Annotated in this window: 17 protein-coding genes; 15 read left to right on the top strand and 2 right to left on the bottom strand. The window is 70.7% G+C overall.

Annotated elements, in window-relative coordinates:
• Positions 1 to 14 precede the first annotated feature (14 nt).
• Complete coding sequence (locus tag AABA78_RS22310) at positions 15 to 725, bottom strand: TetR/AcrR family transcriptional regulator (RefSeq protein ID WP_338265513.1); 711 nt, start codon at positions 723 to 725, stop codon at positions 15 to 17.
• 143 nt (positions 726 to 868) lie between these two features.
• On the opposite strand from AABA78_RS22310, the gene AABA78_RS22315 reads away from it, so the two are divergent.
• The 5 genes from AABA78_RS22315 (at position 869) to AABA78_RS22335 (ending at position 8,478) form a co-directional block, all read left to right on the top strand.
• Entirely contained in the window at positions 869 to 1,729 is an 861-nt protein-coding gene (locus AABA78_RS22315; protein ID WP_338265515.1) for a sterol desaturase family protein, read from the top strand.
• A gap of 138 nt (positions 1,730 to 1,867) precedes the next feature.
• Positions 1,868 to 3,379 (top strand): FAD/NAD(P)-binding protein, encoded by a 1,512-nt coding sequence (locus tag AABA78_RS22320; protein WP_338265517.1) that lies wholly within the window; start codon positions 1,868 to 1,870, stop codon positions 3,377 to 3,379.
• Positions 3,380 to 3,541: 162 nt separating this feature from the next.
• Positions 3,542 to 4,828: a hypothetical protein gene (locus AABA78_RS22325; protein WP_338265521.1), complete on the top strand. Its 1,287-nt coding sequence runs from the start codon at positions 3,542 to 3,544 to the stop codon at positions 4,826 to 4,828.
• A gap of 106 nt (positions 4,829 to 4,934) precedes the next feature.
• Positions 4,935 to 7,166: a hypothetical protein gene (locus AABA78_RS22330; RefSeq protein ID WP_338265523.1), complete on the top strand. Its 2,232-nt coding sequence runs from the start codon at positions 4,935 to 4,937 to the stop codon at positions 7,164 to 7,166.
• A 169-nt stretch (positions 7,167 to 7,335) separates the two neighbouring features.
• Complete coding sequence (locus AABA78_RS22335; protein WP_338265524.1) at positions 7,336 to 8,478, top strand: bestrophin family protein; 1,143 nt, start codon at positions 7,336 to 7,338, stop codon at positions 8,476 to 8,478.
• Positions 8,479 to 8,481: 3 nt separating this feature from the next.
• Here the strand turns inward: AABA78_RS22335 and AABA78_RS22340 are convergent, their stop codons facing one another.
• On the bottom strand, positions 8,482 to 9,270 hold the full coding sequence (locus AABA78_RS22340) for a 2-keto-4-pentenoate hydratase (RefSeq protein ID WP_338265526.1): 789 nt from the start codon (positions 9,268 to 9,270) through the stop codon (positions 8,482 to 8,484).
• 186 nt (positions 9,271 to 9,456) lie between these two features.
• On the opposite strand from AABA78_RS22340, the gene AABA78_RS22345 reads away from it, so the two are divergent.
• From AABA78_RS22345 to AABA78_RS22390, 10 genes are all read left to right on the top strand, one after another.
• On the top strand, positions 9,457 to 10,899 hold the full coding sequence (locus tag AABA78_RS22345) for an aldehyde dehydrogenase (protein ID WP_338265528.1): 1,443 nt from the start codon (positions 9,457 to 9,459) through the stop codon (positions 10,897 to 10,899).
• Positions 10,900 to 10,915: 16 nt separating this feature from the next.
• Positions 10,916 to 11,344 carry a RidA family protein gene (locus AABA78_RS22350; protein ID WP_014393721.1) on the top strand — a complete coding sequence of 143 codons (429 nt, stop codon included), beginning with the start codon at positions 10,916 to 10,918 and terminating at the stop codon, positions 11,342 to 11,344.
• Position 11,345: 1 nt separating this feature from the next.
• Positions 11,346 to 11,870: a 3-hydroxyanthranilate 3,4-dioxygenase gene (gene nbaC / locus AABA78_RS22355; protein ID WP_171412638.1), complete on the top strand. Its 525-nt coding sequence runs from the start codon at positions 11,346 to 11,348 to the stop codon at positions 11,868 to 11,870.
• A complete protein-coding gene (locus AABA78_RS22360; RefSeq protein WP_338265535.1) occupies positions 11,867 to 12,883 on the top strand; it encodes an amidohydrolase family protein in 1,017 nt (338 codons plus the stop codon). The genes nbaC and AABA78_RS22360 overlap by 4 nt, the downstream gene beginning before the upstream one ends.
• Entirely contained in the window at positions 12,880 to 14,157 is a 1,278-nt protein-coding gene (kynU, locus tag AABA78_RS22365; RefSeq protein WP_338265538.1) for a kynureninase, read from the top strand. Before AABA78_RS22360 ends, kynU begins: the two co-directional genes overlap by 4 nt.
• Entirely contained in the window at positions 14,144 to 15,535 is a 1,392-nt protein-coding gene (locus AABA78_RS22370; protein ID WP_338265540.1) for an FAD-dependent oxidoreductase, read from the top strand. The genes kynU and AABA78_RS22370 overlap by 14 nt, the downstream gene beginning before the upstream one ends.
• A complete protein-coding gene (locus AABA78_RS22375) occupies positions 15,525 to 16,250 on the top strand; it encodes an SDR family oxidoreductase (RefSeq protein WP_338265543.1) in 726 nt (241 codons plus the stop codon). The genes AABA78_RS22370 and AABA78_RS22375 overlap by 11 nt, the downstream gene beginning before the upstream one ends.
• Before the next feature lie 89 nt (positions 16,251 to 16,339).
• Complete coding sequence (locus AABA78_RS22380; RefSeq protein WP_338265546.1) at positions 16,340 to 18,001, top strand: HEAT repeat domain-containing protein; 1,662 nt, start codon at positions 16,340 to 16,342, stop codon at positions 17,999 to 18,001.
• A gap of 335 nt (positions 18,002 to 18,336) precedes the next feature.
• On the top strand, positions 18,337 to 18,588 hold the full coding sequence (locus tag AABA78_RS22385; RefSeq protein ID WP_338265549.1) for a hypothetical protein: 252 nt from the start codon (positions 18,337 to 18,339) through the stop codon (positions 18,586 to 18,588).
• Positions 18,585 to 19,166: a hypothetical protein gene (locus AABA78_RS22390; protein WP_338265551.1), complete on the top strand. Its 582-nt coding sequence runs from the start codon at positions 18,585 to 18,587 to the stop codon at positions 19,164 to 19,166. Before AABA78_RS22385 ends, AABA78_RS22390 begins: the two co-directional genes overlap by 4 nt.
• Positions 19,167 to 19,230: the final 64 nt, after the last annotated feature.

Below are 19,230 nucleotides of genomic sequence, written 5' to 3' on the forward strand. Positions count from 1 at the left end.
AGCGGCGCCCCCGCTCAGCCTCCGCCGGGCGGCTTCACCCCGAGCGACCGCTGGAGCATCCCGCCAAGGACCTCCCGGAAGCGCGCGTCCGACGCCGCGTCCACCGGGCGCCCCAGCACGGGCAGGAGCACCTCCCGCGCGAGCATGAACCACTGCGACGCGCACAGCGCCACGAGCAGCGTCATGTCCACCGCGTCGCGCGACGGCGGCGGCGTGCCCTGCGCCTGCGCCACGCGGCCGGACTGGAACTCCAGCGCGTCCGCCAGCAGCCGCAGGCCCTGCGCGCTCGCCAGCGGCATGTGCTCGGTCCGGCCGGTGAGCAGCGCCCAGGCCATCAGCCGGCCGTGCTGCCCCTGCTGGACCACCGCGAAGAAGCGCTCCAACAATTCTCCGGCGTCGGGCGGCGTCTCCGCCGCGAGCAGCTGCTCCCGGAAGGACGCGGCCAGCAGCTCGTTGCGGCGCAGGAGCACCTCGCGAACCAGGGCCTCGTAGGTGCCGAAGTAGTGCGTGACGAGCGCGTGGCTCACCCCCGCCGCCTTCGCCACCGCCTGGAGCCCCACCCGGTCCGGCCCCTGCTCCACGAGCAGCGGCTCGGCGGCCTGGAGGATGGCCTCGCGCGCCTCCTCCGGCGTGCGCCGCTTCCGGGGCGCGGCGGGCTTCGCGGGACGACGGGGAGCAGGGGTGCGCCGGGCCGGAGCCCGTCCCGGAGGACGCTTGGATGCCATCCCGGCGCATCCTAGCCACCGCGCTCCGTCCTTCAACGCGCCGACGCTATTGTCAGATTTGACAACGGACTGGGTTCGTCACTATCAATGGGGTGTCCGGGCAGGCATGGCCCGGGGGTGTGCTGGCCTTCGCGAGGTCCGTGATGCTGATGCTGCTGCCCCAGAATCCGTCGCTGCCCCTGCTGTTGCTGCTGGTCCTCTTCATCACGGGGACCATCAAGCTGCTGACGGTGACGGGCGGGTGGCTGGTGTGGCGCACGCGGCTGGCGGAGCGCTTCCGGGTGTACCGGCGGGAGCTGGCGAAGGGGCAGCTGCGCAGCGAGGCGCTCGCGGCGGTGGGCGTGGTGCTGACGGACGCGGTGCTCATCGCGACGTTCCGCTACTTCAGCGGGCCCCTGGTGGCGCCGTTCAACCTGACCCGGGCGCTGTGGTCCTACGCGTGGATGTTCGTGGGCTTCGAGGTGTGGTTCTACGCGACGCACCGGCTGCTGCACCTGCCGCGCTTCTACCGCTTCCACGCCCAGCACCACGTGGCGCAGGTGACGGAGCCGCTCACCGCGCTGTCGTTCTCCGTGGCGGAGCGGCTGGTGCTGATGGGCGGCGGGCTCAGCTTGCACTTCGCGGCCATGCACCTGATGCCGGGCACGCAGGTGGGCATCCTGGCCTACATGATGACCAACTACCTGCTCAACGCCTTCGGGCACGGCAACACGGAGTGGCTGCCGAAGCGCTTCGTGACGTCCTGGGTGGGCCGCGTCTTCTTCACCCCCACGTTCCATGCGCTGCACCATGCGCGCTACCAGGGGCACTACGGCCTCTACACCGTGGTGCTGGACCGGTGGTTCGGGACCGCGTTTCCAGACTATGCGCTCGTGCACGCGCGCGCCCGCGCTGGCGAGGGGCTCACGCGCATCGGGGAGCGGCTGGCGGTGCCTCCTCCCGCCCCTTCCGTCCCCGCGGTGCCCCAGGTGTCCCAGGTGCCTGGAGCTCGCCAGGCGCTCTGAGGTCCGCCGGGCCCCGACGTCCCGGGGTGGGCGCCAGGCCCTGGAGCGGCCCGGGAGCCGTGGGCCGACGGACAGTCCGCGCCTGGGACGACGCCCGGGAGGGATGGCATCCGGGGGGGCCGGCCCTAGAATCGAGCGGTGAACTCCCGGCAGGACATCATCATCATCGGCGCGGGCGCCAGCGGAACGCTGCTGGCGGCCTGTCTCTTGCGGGGCGCCCGTTCGCCCCTGCGCGTGGCCCTCGTGGAGCGGGGGGAGCGCCTGGGTCGGGGGGTCGCGTACTCGACGACCAGCGCGCGTCACCTGCTCAACGTGCCGGCCGGCCGCATGAGCGCCTGGGTCGAGGACCCGGAGCACTTCCTGCGCTGGCTGCGCGTGGAGGCGCCGGACACGCCGCCGTCCGCGTTCGCCGAGCGCCGCCGCTATGGCCAATATCTGGAGTCGGTGCTGAAGGAGTCCGCCGCGCGGGCCGCGCCGGGCGTCCAGTTGGAGACGCCTCGCGACGAGGTGACGGCGGTGGTGGACACCGCGGACGGCGTGAAGGTGTCGCTGGCGAGCGGCGCGACCCTGGAGGCGCGCAGCGTGGTGCTGGCGCTGGGCAACGCGCTGCCCGCGGACCTGCGCGTGCCGGACGGCGGGCTGTACGCGAGCCCCCGCTACCACCGCTCGCCGTGGATGGACGGGGCGCTGGAGGGCATCGGCGCCGGGGAGTCGGTGCTGCTCGTCGGCACGGCGCTCACCATGGTGGACACGGTGCTGTCGCTGGGCGAGCGCGGCCACCAGGGCACGGTGCACGCGCTGTCGCGGCACGGCCTGCTGCCGCACCCGCACCGCGCGCACGGGGCGAAGACGCCCGCCGCGGCGGAGCCCCTGCGCATCCGCGAGCTCTTGCGCTCGGTGCGCCGGGAGATGGACCGCTGTCGCGACGCGGAGACCGCGTCCCCTTCCGCCGAGGACGTGGTGCCGTTCAGCACGCTGCGGATCCGCGACGTGCTGCACGCGATGCGCCAGGAGGTCGACGCGCAGACGGCCGCGGGCGCGGACTGGCGCGCGGCGGTGGACGCGCTGCGGCCGGTGACGACGCCCCTGTGGCAGCGGCTGTCGGAGCCGGAGCGGCGGCGGTTCCTGCGCCACCTGCGGGCGTACTGGGAGGTGCACCGCCACCGCATGGCGCCGGAGATCCACGACGCGCTGGACGCGTGGCGGCGCGAGGGGCGGCTGGTGCTCCACGCGGGCCACGTGCTCGGCTTCGAGCTGGAGCCGGACGCGGTGGCGGTCCGCCTGCGCCCCCGGGGCGAGCGCGAAGCCCAGGTGCTGCGCGTGCAGCACGTCATCAACTGCACCGGCCCCGAGTCGAGCCCGGCCTCGCGCAGCCAGCCCGTCCTGCGCGGCCTGCTGGAGGCGGGACAGGCGCGCGCGGACGCGCTGGGCATCGGGCTGGCGACGGCGGGGGATGGCGCGGTGCTGGACGCGCGCGGCCAGCCGTCCGCCCACCTCTTCACGCTGGGCCCGCCGCGCCGGGGGGACCTCTGGGAGACCACCGCCGTGCCGGAGATCCGCTCCCAGGCCCGGGACCTGGCGGACCACCTGCTGCGCCGGCTGGGCGCGGCCCGGACCACGACCTCCGAGACAGCCCCCGCCGGGGCCTGACACGTGCCCTGCGGGGTGCTTGCCTGGTAGCCGAGCTGACAGGCCCGATGATGAGGGGCAGGAAGTTCCTGCCCGCCAGCGGAAGGCTCCGCCCGGGGGGAGGCTGTGGGGCTCCGGCGTTTCGTGCGACATTCCGGGTCCCCCTCCTGGAGTCCCCTCCTCATGGCCCTGAAGCGCCCCCTCCCCGCCCTCATGGGAGGCGTGTCCCTGTCCGTCCTCGTGAGCCTTGGGGCGCTGGCGTACCAGCACCTGCGCACCGACGCGCTGGAGGAACGGCTGCTGCGCGAGGTGAACACGCTGACGCACGCGGAACACCCGCGTCCGGTCCACGTCATTCCCGCGCGGCCCGGCACCTTCGGGGACGCCGTGGAGGCGCTGCGGCCCGCGCTCCTCCAGCAGGCCCGCGAAGCCCCGGCCCCCAGCGCGGCGGAGGCCGCGACCCGCGAGGCCGTGACGGAGGGACGCGCGCCGGTGACGGACCTTCCCGCCTCCAGCCACGAGGCCCTGGAGCGGAGCCGTCCGCTGATGCGGCAGGTGCTCGCCGCCACCCACGCGGAGTCCGGTGGCCTCCCGGAGGACCTGCGCCCGCTGTCCGGGCCGGAGACCTCACGGCGGGACGCGCTGCTCCAGGCCCTGCGCCACGTGGTGGAGCAGGCGGCGCTGGAGACGCGGCTGCTCGTGTCGCGGGATGAAGCGGATCAGGCGGTGGACACGTGCGTGGACACGCTCGCGCTCAGCCGCGAGCTGGCCTTGGGGGGCGGGCTCCTGGGACAGCGCCTGTCCGCGACCGGCTATGGCCGCGTGTGGCGGGCCTGCGCGGACGCGCTCGACGCGGCCTCCCTGGCCCGCAAGCGCGAGGCCATCTCGCAGCTCACCCGGCTGCAGGAGGGCTTCCCGCCGGTGTCCCTGACGCTGCACGAGGAGGCCGTCGCCGCGCAGCTCCACGCCTTCCGCGACCTGCTCTCCGACGAGGCCCGCGCCGAACTCCCGCCCTCGTGGTTCGACGCGCCTTCGCTGCCCGGCGCCCTGTCGCGCCGGCTCCAGTGGCGGCAGTGGGTGGAGGACGCGGACCGGCTGCTCGCCGTGGCGGATCAACCGGCCGAGGACCGGCGCAGCTCGCTGGAGGCCCTGGAGGCCCGCGAGCGCGGGGAGTTCTTCCGTCAGGCGGAGGCCCCGGCGGTGCGCCTGTCGCCCGAGGACGTGGAGGCCCTGGACCTGCGCGCGCTGCGCTCCGAGGCGCTCATCGCCCTGACCGAGGTCGACGTGGCCCGCGCGGAGAGGGGCCAGTGGCCGCGCGCGCTCCGCACCCGGACGAAGTCGCTGATGCTGAAGCCCGTGGACGAAAACGAGGCCCACATCCGCTCGTGCGTGCAGGGGATGATGCCCGACCCGCTGGTCGTGACGGCGGACGGTCCGCCCGCGCTCCAGCAGGTCCGCGACGTGCCCTGACCGCCTCCCTGGTGGGTCGCTCGCGCCCGCTTCACGTCCGGCCTCCCACGTCACACCGGCGATGTAGGATGCGGCCTTTCCGTGGACGTCGTGGGAGGGAGCCGTCATGTCGTGGAAGCTGGCGCTGCTGGACGAAGTGTCGAAGGTGCTGCCGGATGCGCCCCTCAAGGGTTCGGACATCCGCGTGGAATTGCCGACCGCCAGCTACGCGCTGCCCGCGGGAGAGAAGCTGGGCCCCCTGACGTTCGCGTTCGACGTGTCGGCGCGCGGCTTCGTGGAGGGCTATGACGCCCCCGCGGACGTGGACGCGGCGGGCGTGGTGGGCGAGGCCCCCGGCGACGCGAAGGAGCAGCTGGCCCCGGCGCTCGTCCACGGCGGCGACCAGGCGTGGCTCAAGTACGGGGTGGAGGCGCGCGTGAAGGCGGAGGTCGGCTTCCCGCTGCCCTACGTGGCGCTCGCGGCCAACGGCGACGTGCGCGTGCTGCTGGCGGACTACCACCGGCACACGCAGGACACGAACGCGCGCGCCGCGCTGAAGCAGGACGCGCCCAACCTGCGGCTGCCCCTGCTCACGTCGTCGCTGGACACGCTGGGCGTGGGCGACGCGTTCGCCTTCCAGGCGCGCGGCGAGCTGTCCGTCACCGCGACGCTGGACTGGACGGACGTCTACACCTCCAACCTCCAGACGCTGACGAAGCTCCTGTCCGCCAGCACCCTGCTCTCCTTCGAGGCCAAGGCGGGCGCCACCGTGTCCGCCAAGGTGAAGGTGGTGGACGACTACGCCGTCATCTTCTCCCGCCCCGCCCCAGGCCAGGTGCGCGTGCAGGTGAAGAAGGTGGTGGCCCGCGAGGCGGGCGTGACGGCCAGCCTCCACGTGGAGGCGAGCCTCACCGACCCGGCCGCCGTCGTCACGCAGGTGGAGAAGGTCCTCGAAGGACTCCTGTCGGTGCCGCTGTCCCGGTTCGAGTCCCTGATGACGAAGCTGGAGGCGCACACCCTGTCCGACGCCGAGACGAAGGTGCTGCGCCTCATCCTGGACCGGCTGGGCTTCGGGGAGCTGGAGGCCAACACCACGGCGCTGCGCACGCAGTGGGAGAAGCTCCGCACGGACGTGCGCGCGCGCATCCAGGCCCTGGCCGAGTCCAAGTTCGAGCTGGGCTTCCGCTACGAGTACCTGCGCCTGCGCGAGCAGACCACGCTGCTGTCCACCGTGTGCACCGACGCCCAGGCCCGCGCGCTGCACCCGCTGCTGGTGTCGGGGCGGATGGACGGCGCGATGCAGCGCATGCAGGCCGAAGGCCTGGCGCTGGAGCAGTGCCTGCTGAAGGAGGTCAACAAGGAGTCGAAGGCCTGGGGCTTCTCCCTGAAGCTGGGCAAGTGGGCGCTGGGCGGCAACGACACGCGCGAGCTCACCCAGGTGGTGCAGCGCAACAGCCTGGAGAAGGAGGCGCCCCAGCGCATCTCGTTCCTGGGCGTGCGCAGCTACAGCGGCGCGCTGCTCACGCCGTACATGCACTGGACCGCGGACTTCAAGGCGGACATGGCGGAGTTCCGCAAGTCGCCCGTCGTGGCGGACTTCGACCTGGGCCTGTACCTGCTGCTGGCCCATGACGCGCGCAAGCTGTCGGACAACGACCTGCGCCAGGCCGTGGACGAGGCCATCATCTGGGGCGCGCTGGACGACGCCGAGGAGGAGGAGGTCCTCCAGCGCATCCGCGACGCGTCCGGCGGCAAGGAGGTGGAGACGCGCGTGGAGCTGAAGCTGGACAACCGGACGCTGCGCGACGTCATCGACCACGCGGCGGACCCGGACGCCCCTTCCGCCTTCGCGCGCGCGCTGGCCCGGGCCCTGCCCTGGTACGGCGTGCCGTGCCGCGACCGGCCCGCCGTGCGCGAGTCCGTCTACGCTGCCCTGTGGAAGGCGTACCTGGAGCAGAACTGGTCCGCCGCCGACGCCGCGAGGACGGCCGCCGCGAACCTGAAGAACAACCCGCTCGTCGGGCACTTCGCGTACAGCGAGGGGCAGCTGGGCAACGGCATGCTGACGTTCGCGGAGGTCATCCAGAAGAACCCCGGCACCGTGTCCAAGTGGCGCGACCTGCGCGCGGGCCTGCTGGACCTGCGCAACAGCGAGCAGCGCTCGGCCTCCGTCTTCAAGGACGCGTTCAAGGCGCTGTCCCAGTCGTGGGCGCAGTCCTTCCACCTGAAGGCCACGGGCGCGTTCTTCCTGGAGCTGGCGGCGCGCGGCGGCAACGGCCTGGCCACCGTGGAGCGCACCTTCACCGTGACGGTGCCGGGGACGGGCGCGAGCATCGTCTTCTCCAAGTCGCGGGCCTGAGGACGCGCACGCGTCCTTCCGTCCGGTTCCGCACGCTCCCCCGGCGTGCGGACCGGGCTTCCGGCCGGGCGGTGGACGCGAAGGTGACGCGCCGCATTGCCCCGGCGCGAGGGCATCACTACATCCGGCTTCTCACGCAGCACGCGCGACGCGCGAGGAGCCCCGCGAGATGATCGTCGGTCGGATGCTGTCCTGGCGGATCATCCTCCGCTACACGGGGCGCCCCGTCGTCGTCCACATCGTCATCGCGCTGGCCATCTCGCTGGGCTACGAGGTGCTGGACGCCAAGTGGCTGTCGGTGCCGGCGCTGCCGGTGACGCTGCTGGCCGCGGCGCTGGGCGTGCTGCTCGGCTTCCGCAACAACTCCGCCTACGAGCGCTGGTGGGAGGCGCGCACCATCTGGGGCGGGCTGGTGAACGCGTCGCGGACGCTCGCCCGGCAAGTGCTCACCTTCCTGCCCGCGCCCCGGGCGCAGCGCAGCGACGGGACGCCGGAGACACCCTCCGCCGCGTCCCGCCTGGTGCAGGTGGCCGTGCAGCCGGAGGGTCCCGCGCTGGCGCCCGCCTGGTCCCAGGTGGGGGACGGCGCGGTGCGCGACCAGCTGGGCCACGCGCGCGACCTGCGCAGGGAGGTCCCACGCGCGAACCTGGCCACGTTCATCCACCCGGCCGCGGAGTCCCCCCGGGGCATCACCGGAATGTTCGGGGGCATCACCGAGGACGCACGCGAGCTGGTCTACGCGCAGGTGGGCTTCGTGAACGCGCTCCGCTGCCACCTGCGGCGGCAGGACCCCTTCCCGGAGATCACGCCGTTCTTCCGGCCGTCCGTGCTGGAGGCCCTGCGCGACGAGCAGAACGTGCCCGCCGCCATCGTCCTGTGGATGGGCGTGCGCATGCGCCGCGTCTACAGCGACATCGAGCACCCGGAGAAGGTCTACATGCGTGTGTCGATGGACGAGACGCTCACCGAACTGACGAACTACCTGGGCGCGTGCGAGCGCATCAAGAACACGCCCCTGCCACGCCAGTACGACATCCTCCCGCACGCCATGGTGCGCGCCTACCTCACCATGCTGCCCCTGGGCGTCGTCGCGGACCTGGGCGTGCTCACGCCGCTCGTCACGGCCATCATCGCGTTCCTCTTCATCGCCCTGGACGCGGTGGGCCGCGACGTGGAGAACCCCTTCGAGGACGGCGTCAGCGACACGCCCATGACCGCGCTCTGCCGCACCATCGAGATCAACCTGCGGCAGATGCTGGGCGAGTCCGGGCTGCCTCCGCCGCTCCAGCCGAAGGACGGCCTGCTGTACTGAGGACTACTCGGCCGCGGTGACCTCCACCGTGCCCAGCCCGTCCACGGTGAGCCGCACGTGGTCGCCGGGCTTCATCAGGTACGCGGCGGTGGCCGCGCCCGACAGCACCAGGCTCCCCGCCGGCAGCACCTGACCGCGCTCCGCGAGCAGCGCGCACAGCTGGATGAGCGACACCACCGGGTCGCCGGAGATGGCGTCCGAGCGCGCCTCTCCCTCCACCTTGCCGTTCACCTCCATGCGCATCTGGAGCTTCGTGAGGTCCAGCTCACGCGGGCCGCGCTCCAGCGTGCCCGGCACGAACAGCGACGACGACGCGTTGTCCGCCACCACGTCCGGCAGGCTGAAGTACTTGAAGCCCACGAAGCGCGAGTCCAGCACCTCCATCGCCGCGAAGACGGCCTCGCACGCGTCCAGCACCTCGTCGCGCGTCACGGTGCCCTTGAGCTCCTTCGACGTGCGGAAGGCGATCTCCGGCTCGATGCGCGGGTGGATGCCCGCGCCCACGCGCACCACGCCGCCCGGCTGCACGCGCATCCGGTCCGTGAGCACGCCGAAGATGGGCGAGCCCAGGTTCATCTGCTGGCGCTTGGCCTCCGACGTGAAGCCCATCTTCAGGCCCACCACCCGCTCGCCCTGGGCCTCGCGCAGCCGGATGCCCTCCGCCTGCACCGCGTAGCCGTCCGGCACCGAGAGCTGCGGGTGCGCGTGCGTGAGGGGCGGCACCTCGCGCCGCTCGCGCCGCGCCGCGTCCAGGATTCCGGCCAGGGCCACCACATCCACTGTCGAGGTCATGCGCGAATCTTTTCCATGCCCGGCCCGCAATTCCACCAAGGATTCACCGGTGGAGCGGGTCCCGGAGACGCCGGGCGCCAGACGGCCGCGCAAGCGAGCGCCATCCGACGTCCGCCGTTCGGAATCCTGGAGGCAGCGGACGGCCGCGACATACATTGCCGCGTCTCCCTTCAGGAGGGCGCTGCCTTGGAAAAGGTCCTCAACTACATCGGTGGCGAACTGGTGCCCGCGGCGGGCAGCCAGTGGCTGGACAAGCCGGAGCCCGCGACGGGCCAGCTCTACGCGCATGTGCCGGACTCGCGCGAGGAGGACGTGCGGTCCGCCGTGGAGGCCGCGGGCCGGGCCTTCCCCGCGTGGGCCGCCCTGCCGGCCATCGAGCGCTCGCGGTTCCTGCGCCGCATCGCGGGCCTCATCCACGAACGCCTGGACGCCTTCGCGCGGGCGGAGTCCATCGACACGGGCAAGCCGCTGGCGGTGGCCCGCACGGTGGACATCCCGCGCAGCGTGCTCAACTTCGAGTTCTTCGCGGACGCGGCGACGCAGTTCTCCAGCGAAGCGCACCCCATGGACGGCGTGGCGCTCAATTACACGCTGCGCTCGCCGCTGGGCGTGGTGGGCTGCATCTCGCCGTGGAACCTGCCGCTGTACCTGCTCACGTGGAAGATCGCCCCCGCGCTGGCGGCCGGCAACTGCGTGGTGGCCAAGCCGTCGGAGGTGACGCCGATGACGGCCTACCTCCTGTCGCAGGTGTGCCGCGACGCGGGGCTGCCGCCGGGCGTGCTCAACCTGGTGCACGGGCTGGGGCCTCACGTGGGCGGGCCGCTCACGCGACACCCGGACGTGAGCGCCATCTCCTTCACCGGCAGCACTCGCACGGGCGCGGAGATCGCCCGCGTGGCTGCGCCCGCGTTCAAGAAGCTGTCGCTGGAGATGGGCGGGAAGAACCCCAACGTCATCTTCGCGGACTGTGACTTCGACGAGGCGCTGGCCACCACGCTGCGCTCGTCCTTCGCCAACCAGGGGCAGATCTGCCTGTGCGGCCCGCGCATCTTCGTGCAGCGCTCGCTGTATCCGCGCTTCAAGGAGGCGCTGGTCGCGCGCACGCGGGCCCTCAAGGTGGGGGACCCGCTGGTGGAGGGCACGGACCAGGGCGCCCTGGTGTCGCGCGAGCACTTCGAGAAGGTGATGGGCTACATCGCGCTGGCGAAGCAGGAGGGCGGCAACATCCTCACCGGCGGGCAGCGCGCGAGCGTCCCCGGCCGCTGCGCGAACGGCTGGTTCATCGAGCCCACGCTGGTGGAGGGCCTGGCGCCCACGTGCCGCACGAACCAGGAGGAGATCTTCGGCCCGGTGGCCACGCTGATGCCCTTCGACGACGAGGAGGAGGTGCTGTCGTGGGCCAACTCCACGCGCTACGGGCTTGCGGGCAGCGTGTGGACGAAGGACCTGGCGCGCGCGCACCGGTTCGCGGCCCGGCTGCACAGCGGCATCGTCTGGGTGAACACCTGGATGCTGCGCGACCTGCGCACGCCGTTCGGCGGAGTGAAGGAGTCCGGCGTGGGCCGCGAGGGCGGCTGGGACGCGCTGCGCTTCTTCACCGAACCCAAGAACGTCTGCATCAAGCTTTGAGCCTGGAGAGCGACACGTGAGCGCTGGCGAGCGGATCGATTCGAAGAAGGCCCCGGAGCCGGTGGGGCTCTACCCCCACGCGCGCCGCGTGGGAAATCTATTGTTCCTCTCCGGCGTGGGCCCGCGCGAGCGCGGCAGCAAGGCCATCCCGGGCGTGGAGCTGGACGCGGCGGGCAACATCGTCTCCTACGACATCGAGACGCAGTGCCACTCCGTGTTCCGCAACGTGCGCTACATCCTGGAGGACGCGGGCTCGTCGTGGGAGCGGCTGGTGGACGTGACGGTGTACCTCACGGACATGAAGCGGGACTTCCCCACGTACAACCGGCTGTGGGCGGAGTACTTCAAGGACAACCCGCCGTGCCGCACCACGCTCGAAATCAACGCGCTGCCCACGCCCATCGCCATTGAACTGAAGTGCATCGCCACCATTGGAGACGAGTGACATGGGCAGACTGACCCCCATCAACTTCAAGAAGTGGATCGACGAGCACCGCCCCCTGCTCAAGCCGCCCGTGGGCAACCAGCAGGTCTGGGCGGACCGGGACTTCATGGTCACGGTGGTGGGCGGGCCCAACTCGCGCACGGACTTCCACGTCAACGAGGGCGAGGAGTTCTTCTACCAGCTGGAGGGCGACATCACCCTGCGCGTCATCGACGAGGGGCAGGTGCAGGACGTCCCCATCCGCGAGGGGGAGATCTTCCTGCTGCCGCCCAAGGTGCCGCACTCGCCGCAGCGGCCCGCGGGCACCATCGGGCTGGTGCTGGAGCGCCGCCGCCAGCCGCAGGAGCTGGACTCCTTCCTGTGGCTGTGCCCGAAGTGCGGCGAGAAGCTCTATGAAGAGTCGCTGCACGTCACCAACCTCGTGACGCAGCTGCCGCCCGTGTTCGAGCACTTCTACGGGAACCCCGACAACTGCACGTGCAAGAAGTGCGGCACGAAGGTGGCGCGGGGTGGTGCGCCCCAGTGAAGGTCGACATCCACACGCACCTCCTCCCCCCGGAGATGCCCCGCTTCGCCGAGCGCTTCGGCTACGGCGGCTTCATCACGCTGGACCACCACGCGCCCTGCCGCGCGCGGATGATGCGGGACGACGGGAAGTTCTTCCGCGAGATTGAAAGCAACTGCTGGGACCCCAAGCAGCGCGTCACGGAGTGCGACGCGCACGGCGTCCAGGTGCAGGTGCTGTCCACGGTGCCGGTGCTGTTCAGCTATTGGGCCAAACCGCAGGACGGCCTGGAGGTGGCGCGCTTCCTCAACGACCACCTCGCCGGCGCGGTGGCCTCCGCGCCCAAGCGCTTCGTGGGGCTGGGCACGGTGCCGCTCCAATCCACCGACCTCGCGGTCAAGGAATTGGAGCGCTGCGTGCGCACGCTCGGGTTCGCGGGCGTGCAGATTGGCAGCCACGTCAACGACCTGAACCTCTCCGACCCGGCCCTCTTCCCCTTCTTCCAGGCCGCGAGCGACCTGGGCGCGGCCGTCTTCGTGCACCCATGGGACATGATGGGTGAGGCGAAGATGGCGAAGTACTGGCTGCCGTGGCTGGTGGGGATGCCGGCGGAGGTGTCGCTGGCCATCTGCTCGCTCATCTTCGGCGGGGTGATGGAGCGGCTGCCGAAGCTGCGGCTCGCCTTCGCGCACGGCGGCGGCGCGTTCCCCGGCACGCTGGGCCGCATCCAGCACGGCTTTGAAGTTCGCCCGGACCTGGTGGCGGTGGACAACCCCGTCGCGCCGCGCGACTACCTGGGACGGTTCTGGGTGGACTCGCTGGTGCACGACGCCCAGACGCTGCGCGCCATCGTGAAGCTGTTCGGCGCGGACAAGGTCGCGCTGGGCAGTGACTATCCCTTCCCGCTGGGCGAGGAGCGGCCCGGCACGCTCATCGAGTCGCTGACGGACCTGGCGCCTTCCGTGCGCGAGCAACTGCTCTATCGCAACGCCCTGGAGTGGCTGGGGCGCTCGCACGAGGACTTCGCACCATGACGGCCCCTGTCTACGAGAACACCGATGTGTTCGCCTACGGCCTGGACGCAAAGGATCCGCTGAGGCCCCTGCGCGACGAGTTCCTCTTCCCTCCGGCCGCTTCCGGCGCGCCGGCCATCTACCTGGCGGGCAATTCGCTGGGGCTGCAGCCGCGCAAGGCGCGCAAGTACGTGCAGATGGAGATGGAGGACTGGGAGCGGCTGGGCGTGGAGGGCCACGTGCACGGCCGCCACCCGTGGCTGCCCTACCACGAGCTGCTCACCGAGCAGGTGGCGCGCGTGGTGGGCGCGCAGCCCGTGGAAGTCGTGGTGATGAACACCCTGTCGGTGAACCTGCACCTGATGATGGTGTCGTTCTACCGGCCCACGCGCGAGCGCTTCAAAATCCTCATCGAGGGCGGCGCCTTCCCGTCGGACCAGTACGCGGTGGCGTCGCAGGCGCGCTTCCACGGCTACGACCCGAAGGAGGCCATCGTCCGGCTCACGCCCCGCGAGGGTGAGGACACGCTGCGCCCCGAGGACATCCTCGAAGCCATCGAGCGGCACGGAAAGGAGGTCGCGCTGGTGATGCTGGGCAGCGTGAACTACCTCACCGGGCAGGCGTTCGACCTGCGGGAGATTACGCGCGTGGCGCACGCGCAGGGCTGCAAGGTGGGCTTCGACCTGGCGCACGGGGCGGGCAACCTGAAGCTGTCGCTGCACGACGACGGGCCGGACTTCGCGGTGTGGTGTTCCTACAAGTACCTCAACGGCGGACCGGGCAGCCTGGGCGGCGTGTTCGTGCACGAGCGACACGCGCACTCGCCGGAGCTGCCGCGCTTCGAGGGCTGGTGGGGACACAACAAGGCCACGCGCTTCGAGATGGGCCCCACGTTCGACCCGCTGCCGGGCGCGGAGGGGTGGCAGCTGTCCAACCCGCCCATCTTCCAGCTGGCGGCGCTGCGCTCGTCGCTGGAGCTGTTCGACAAGGCGACGATGGCGGCGCTGCGCGCCAAGAGCGACCAGCTGACGGGCTACCTGGAGTTCCTCCTGGACCGGCTGCCCGCGGGGTACGTCACCATCACCACGCCGCGCGACCTGAAGCAGCGCGGGGCGCAGCTGTCCCTGCGCTTCAAGGGCGAGCCGAAGCGGCTGCTCCAGCGGCTGGCCGCGGCCGGCATCATCTGCGACTTCCGCGAGCCGGACATCATCCGCGCCGCGCCCGCGCCCCTCTACAACACGTACCTGGACGTCTTCCGCTTCGTGAAGGCGCTGGAGGCCCATGCCCTCGAATGAGTCGAAGCTGACGGTGGTGGGAGCGGGCCTCGTGGGCTCGCTCCTGGCGCTGTACCTGGCCCGCCGGGGCCACACGGTGGAGGTGCTGGAGCGCCGGCCGGACATGCGCCGCGAGACGCTGGACGCGGGCCGCTCCATCAACCTGGCCATCTCCACGCGCGGCCTGCACGCCCTGCGACAGGTGGGCCTGGAGGAGGAGGCGCTCAAGCACGCCATCCCCATGCGCGGGCGGGTCATCCACCCGGTGAAGGGCGAGCTGGCCTTCCAGCCGTATGGCAAGGACGACTCGCAGCACATCAACTCCTTGTCACGCGGCTGGTTGAACAAGTTCCTGATGACGCAGGCGGAAGCGACGGGCCGCGTGTCCATCCGCTTCCAGCAGCGCGTGATGCAGGCGGATCCGGCGGCGGGGGCGCTCACGGTGCTGGATGAGGCCACGGGTGAGACGCGCGAGGTGCGCGACGCGGTGGTGTTCGGCACGGATGGCTCCGGGTCGGCGATACGGCAGGCGCTGCAATCCCAGACAGGCTCCCAGGCGGATTCGCAGACGCTGGGGCACGGCTACAAGGAGCTGACGATTCCGCCGGGCGAGGGCGGGCGCTTCCAGATGGAGAAGCACGCGCTGCACATCTGGCCGCGCGGTACGTACATGCTCATCGCGCTGCCCAATGAGGACGGCAGCTTCACCTGCACGCTGTTCCTGCCGTGGGAGGGGCCGGTGAGCTTCGCGTCGCTCCAGACGCCCGCGGCACTGGAGGCGTTCTTCCAGGAGCAGTTCCCGGACGCGAAGGCGCTGATTCCGGGGCTGGTGGAGGAGTTCTTCTCCCGGCCCACCGGGCACATGGTGACGGTGAAGTGCGCGCCGTGGCACGCGGGGGAGCGGACGTTGCTGCTGGGCGACGCGGCACACGCCATCGTGCCGTTCTACGGGCAGGGCATGAACTGCGGCTTCGAGGACTGCGTGGTGCTGGACGCGCTCCTGGAGAAGCAGCCGGACTTCGGCCAGGCGTTCCGCGAGTTCGAGCGGCTGCGCAAGACGAACGCGGACGCCATCGCGGACATGGCGGTGGAGAACTTCATCGAGATGCGCGACAGCACGGCGGATCCGCGCTTCCTGTTGGAGAAGGGCGTGGAGAAGGTGTTGCTCAACGCCTTCCCGGGCGAGTTCGTCAGCCGCTACACGCTGGTGAGCTTCAGCCGCGTGCCCTACCGGCTGGCCTACGGCGTGGGCGCCATCGCGGGCGGCATCGTGTCCGAGCTGGCGAAGGACCTGAAGCGACCCGAGGACGTGGACCTGGACCGGGCGGCGAAGCTCATTCGCGGCCGGCTGACCCCTTTCATGGAGGAGCACGCGGATGGATTTCGGCTTGAAGGGTAGGCGGGCGCTGGTGACGGGCGCGTCGTCGGGGCTGGGGCGCGCCATCGCGGACACGCTGGTGAAGGAGCGCGCGACGGTGGCGGTGTCCTCGCGAGGCGGGGAGAAGCTCCAGAAGGCGGCGAAGGAGCTGGGCGCGGCGCTGGCCGTACCGTGTGATTTGACTCAAGCCGGAGCCGCGCGCGGGCTGGTGCGCGAGGTGACGCAGAAGCTGGGCGGCCTGGACGTGCTGGTGGTGAACGCGGGAGGCCCGCCGTCCGGAGGCTTCGAGGCCATCACGGTGGAGCAATGGCAGACAGGGTTCCAGAGCCTGTGGCTGGCCACGGTGGATGCGATTCAGGAAGCGCTGCCGGGCATGAAGGCGCAGGGCTGGGGCCGCATCGTGCTGGTGACGTCCACGGCGGCGCGCGAGGCGATGAACAACCTCACGGTGTCCAACGGCCTGCGCGCGGGGTTGCTGGGGCTGGTGAAGAGCCTGAGCAATGAAGTGGGGCCGTACGGCATCACGGTGAACGCGGCGCTGCCGGGCTACCACGCGACGGACCGGATGAAGGACCTGGGTCTGTCCGACGAGAAGGTGGCGCCGAACATCCCCGCGCGGCGGCTGGGGCGGCCGGAGGAGTTCGCGGCGCTGGTGACGTTCCTGGCGTCGGAGCCGGCCGCGTACATCAGCGGCCAGTCCATCGCCTGCGACGGTGGAGCGCTGAAGGGCTTCTAGTCGTCGGGCCCGGGTCGTGTGTAGGCTGGGAGCATCATCCCGCGTGTTCGCGGCCGGCCTCGCCAACCGGGCCCAATCCGGCGTCTGGTGTGTCCTCGCAGCCCCGTCTGGTGTGGTCCTCGCGCGAGCAGCTTCGCGCGCAGTTGCTCCACCTGCTGGAAACGAATCCCCCGGAGTCCTCCGCCGCAAGATGCCGGGCCCTCTGGCTGCTGGGCATCTTCGGCGACGGGCTTCTGCCTCTCCTGCGGTCGTTGATCCTCGACCCGGCAACAGACCCGCCCCTCCGGGACATGGCGCTGCGTGTAGGCTCGAAGCATGGCCTCTGGCTCTCGGGGGCGGAGCTTGCCCGGCTTCACGAGGAGCACGCCTCCTCTGGAGTAGCGGGCTTCTCGCTGGAATACCTTCTGCTCTTCGCGAGGCTCGACGGCTTCACGTCCTCCCTGAAAGATGTGTTGCTCCGACTGCCTCCTGAGGAGCGGGCACGGCTCCTCGTCACTCCCATGAGGGGGGCGACCTTGGAAGCGCATGACCGCGAACGGGCACGCCGCTTCGACGCAGTCATCGCAGTGCAGCAGCCGCGTGCCCTCTTCGACTGGCTGTTCACGCATTGGTGCGAGTCCGACCGCGGCCTCCTCGAAGCCGGGGGCGACCTGAGGCATGCGTTGAACCTCGACGTGGCCCTCGCACAGCGTGAGCGCCCCCAGGCCCGGGAGTTCCTCGTGGCATGGAGCCAGGATCTGAGCGCCGAGGCGCTGGAGCGGAAGATGAGGCGACCCTGGGGAATGTCCCGCAATGAGCTCTCATGTTTCATGGGCGCGGTTCCCGAGCTTCGCCAACGCGCAGCAGAAGCGCTCATGCTTCCCCTGGAGGATCTGCGGACCCACTTTGGAGACGAGGGGTTGTTGCGCCAGCTCGACGCCGTCGTCCGGGCGGAGAGCGCGGCCTGGCTCACGCCCTACGGGCTTCTGGCACATCCGCCCGCCTTCGTCTGGGTGCTGGACATCCTGGGAGGCTGGAGCGAAGCGCGGCGGCGTGTTTTATCCCGGCGCCTCTGCGACGTCGGGTTGGCGGAACTCGTTCGCGCTCAATTGCTCACATTGCTGTGGAACTGCGCCCCCGCAGTGGCCATCAGGTGGGCCCAGACCGCGATGCACTATCCTGGCAACACGTCGCTTGTCGCCAGGGTGCTTCGCCTTGCGCTGGACGCGAGAGCCCCCGACGCGCGTCCCCTGTTCCTGGCCACCCTTCGAGAACCCGATGAAGGAATGCGGTCCCTGGCCATCAAGGGCCTGGTGCTGCTGGGCGAATCCAACGCGGCGTGGACCGAGCAGCTCCTTTCGCTGGCGCATGACAGCCCTATGACGATCCGACTGCATGCGCTCGCGGGGCTCATCCAGCAGGGCGACCGCCAGTGGGTGGGAGCGCTTCGACAGGTGGCTCGTGAAGCAACGGCCCCGGAAGTGCGCGCACAGGCGCTCCGGTGGCTCGGAGTGCTGGACGGGGAGGCCAGCCGGCACCTGTTCATGGAAGTGCTCTCCCGAGCCCCTTCGCGAGGGGAGGAAGACCCCTCTCGCCATGACCTCATGCCACCCCTCGGCCCCGAGCTCGCGGAAGCCATCCTGGCGCTCTCCCAGTTGGGGACGAACGAGGATCTCTCCGCGCTCCTGGAGCTGGCGCAGCGAGGCTACGTCTGCGCGTGGCTGGATGACCTGTTCGCGCAGCACCTGGCGCGACGCGAGGCGCAGCCCTGACAACGCAAGGCGGACGCGTGTCTCAGCGGACAGTCGTCCATCCTTTGTGACGATGGAGCGTTGAGAGGATTTTGAAGTGACGTCGGGGGCCTTCCGGGGGGAAGGCCATGGACGCGATGAAACGGGCGGTAGGCCTGGGGCTGACGTGGTTGCTCACGGGCTGCGCGACAAGTACCGGAACCGTGGTGGAGGGGAGCCTCCAGCCCCGGCACTTCCGGTTCGTCACGGTCGTTGAGCAGACAGAGCCGGGAGCAGGCGGCTGGAGAGAAGCCTGTGTCCATGTTCCGCTACGGCGTGACACGGGAGAGGTCTTCCGTTGCCCATTGGGAATTGGAATGCCCCTCCAGGTCGAAGGCTCGGAGCCAATCCCGCTGGAACTGGCCCAGCGCATCGCGGCGAATTGCGCCAATCTGGCGGCCCAGACCGTGTTCAGCGCAACGACTCCGGTAACAGCCCTCGGTCTTGCATGTGAGGAGTTCAGGAACACCCTCACGACCGCGCTCGACGCGGCCGTTGTCGGCTCACGGGTCAGGCAACAGTGCCATCCGGCGACGCTCACCTTCAAATCCAAGCTTGGGAAGCCATGACGCCCTCCGCCGAAGACCTGCTCGCGGTTGCACGTCTCTACTGGGGGGCCGACGAGGCCTATCGTTTCCGTCAGGACCCCAGTCCCGAAGACCTTCGTTACGAGGCACTCTGGGCTGAGAAAAATGCGGAGAGGCCCCTCTGGGGGGCCTTTGTGAAGACGCTTCGAAAAGCGCTTCCCAGCTGCGATGCCTGGGACTACGCGCCGGGCCTGGCGAACCCCAGCTTCGGCGTGCTGGTCTACCCGCATCAGGAGCAGGACATGATGCGCCCGCAGACTCGCTGGACGGTCGCCGGATATCTCAGCATCCTGGCCCCCCTCTACACCGTGCACTGTGTTCGTCGGGTCTTCCTCGGCAAGCACCTCATGGAATCGAAGGTCTTCCTCGGCCCCGCTCCGCTGGAGCTCCGAGACATCGCGGACACAATCGCCCGACACATCGAGGCCGAATACGGCGCGACCGCACTGCCCCTCGACGTCGCGCAGACGCCCGTTCCGCTCTACGTCAACCTCATGAAGCCTCCGGAAACCACCCTCTTCCACGCGCTCTTCACCTCCGAGCCCGGGAACATCCTCTGATTCACCCTCCCCTCCCTCCACCGGGCCTGACGCAGCCGGTCGGGCATTTTCCGCTCTAGCCGCA

The organism is Corallococcus caeni (assembly GCF_036245865.1).
GTDB lineage: Bacteria > Myxococcota > Myxococcia > Myxococcales > Myxococcaceae > Corallococcus > Corallococcus caeni.

What these genes read in the sequence shown, in the direction of transcription:
- AABA78_RS22310 (WP_338265513.1), bottom strand. Translation starts at nt 725, where the DNA reads ATGGCATCCAAGCGTCCTCCGGGACGGGCTCCGGCCCGGCGCACCCCT.
- AABA78_RS22315 (WP_338265515.1), top strand. Translation starts at nt 869, where the DNA reads ATGCTGATGCTGCTGCCCCAGAATCCGTCGCTGCCCCTGCTGTTGCTG.
- AABA78_RS22325 (WP_338265521.1), top strand. Translation starts at nt 3,542, where the DNA reads ATGGCCCTGAAGCGCCCCCTCCCCGCCCTCATGGGAGGCGTGTCCCTG.
- AABA78_RS22330 (WP_338265523.1), top strand. Translation starts at nt 4,935, where the DNA reads ATGTCGTGGAAGCTGGCGCTGCTGGACGAAGTGTCGAAGGTGCTGCCG.
- AABA78_RS22335 (WP_338265524.1), top strand. Translation starts at nt 7,336, where the DNA reads ATGATCGTCGGTCGGATGCTGTCCTGGCGGATCATCCTCCGCTACACG.
- AABA78_RS22340 (WP_338265526.1), bottom strand. Translation starts at nt 9,270, where the DNA reads ATGACCTCGACAGTGGATGTGGTGGCCCTGGCCGGAATCCTGGACGCG.
- nbaC (WP_171412638.1), top strand. Translation starts at nt 11,346, where the DNA reads ATGGGCAGACTGACCCCCATCAACTTCAAGAAGTGGATCGACGAGCAC.
- kynU (WP_338265538.1), top strand. Translation starts at nt 12,880, where the DNA reads ATGACGGCCCCTGTCTACGAGAACACCGATGTGTTCGCCTACGGCCTG.
- AABA78_RS22370 (WP_338265540.1), top strand. Translation starts at nt 14,144, where the DNA reads ATGCCCTCGAATGAGTCGAAGCTGACGGTGGTGGGAGCGGGCCTCGTG.
- AABA78_RS22385 (WP_338265549.1), top strand. Translation starts at nt 18,337, where the DNA reads ATGCCCCTCCAGGTCGAAGGCTCGGAGCCAATCCCGCTGGAACTGGCC.
- AABA78_RS22390 (WP_338265551.1), top strand. Translation starts at nt 18,585, where the DNA reads ATGACGCCCTCCGCCGAAGACCTGCTCGCGGTTGCACGTCTCTACTGG.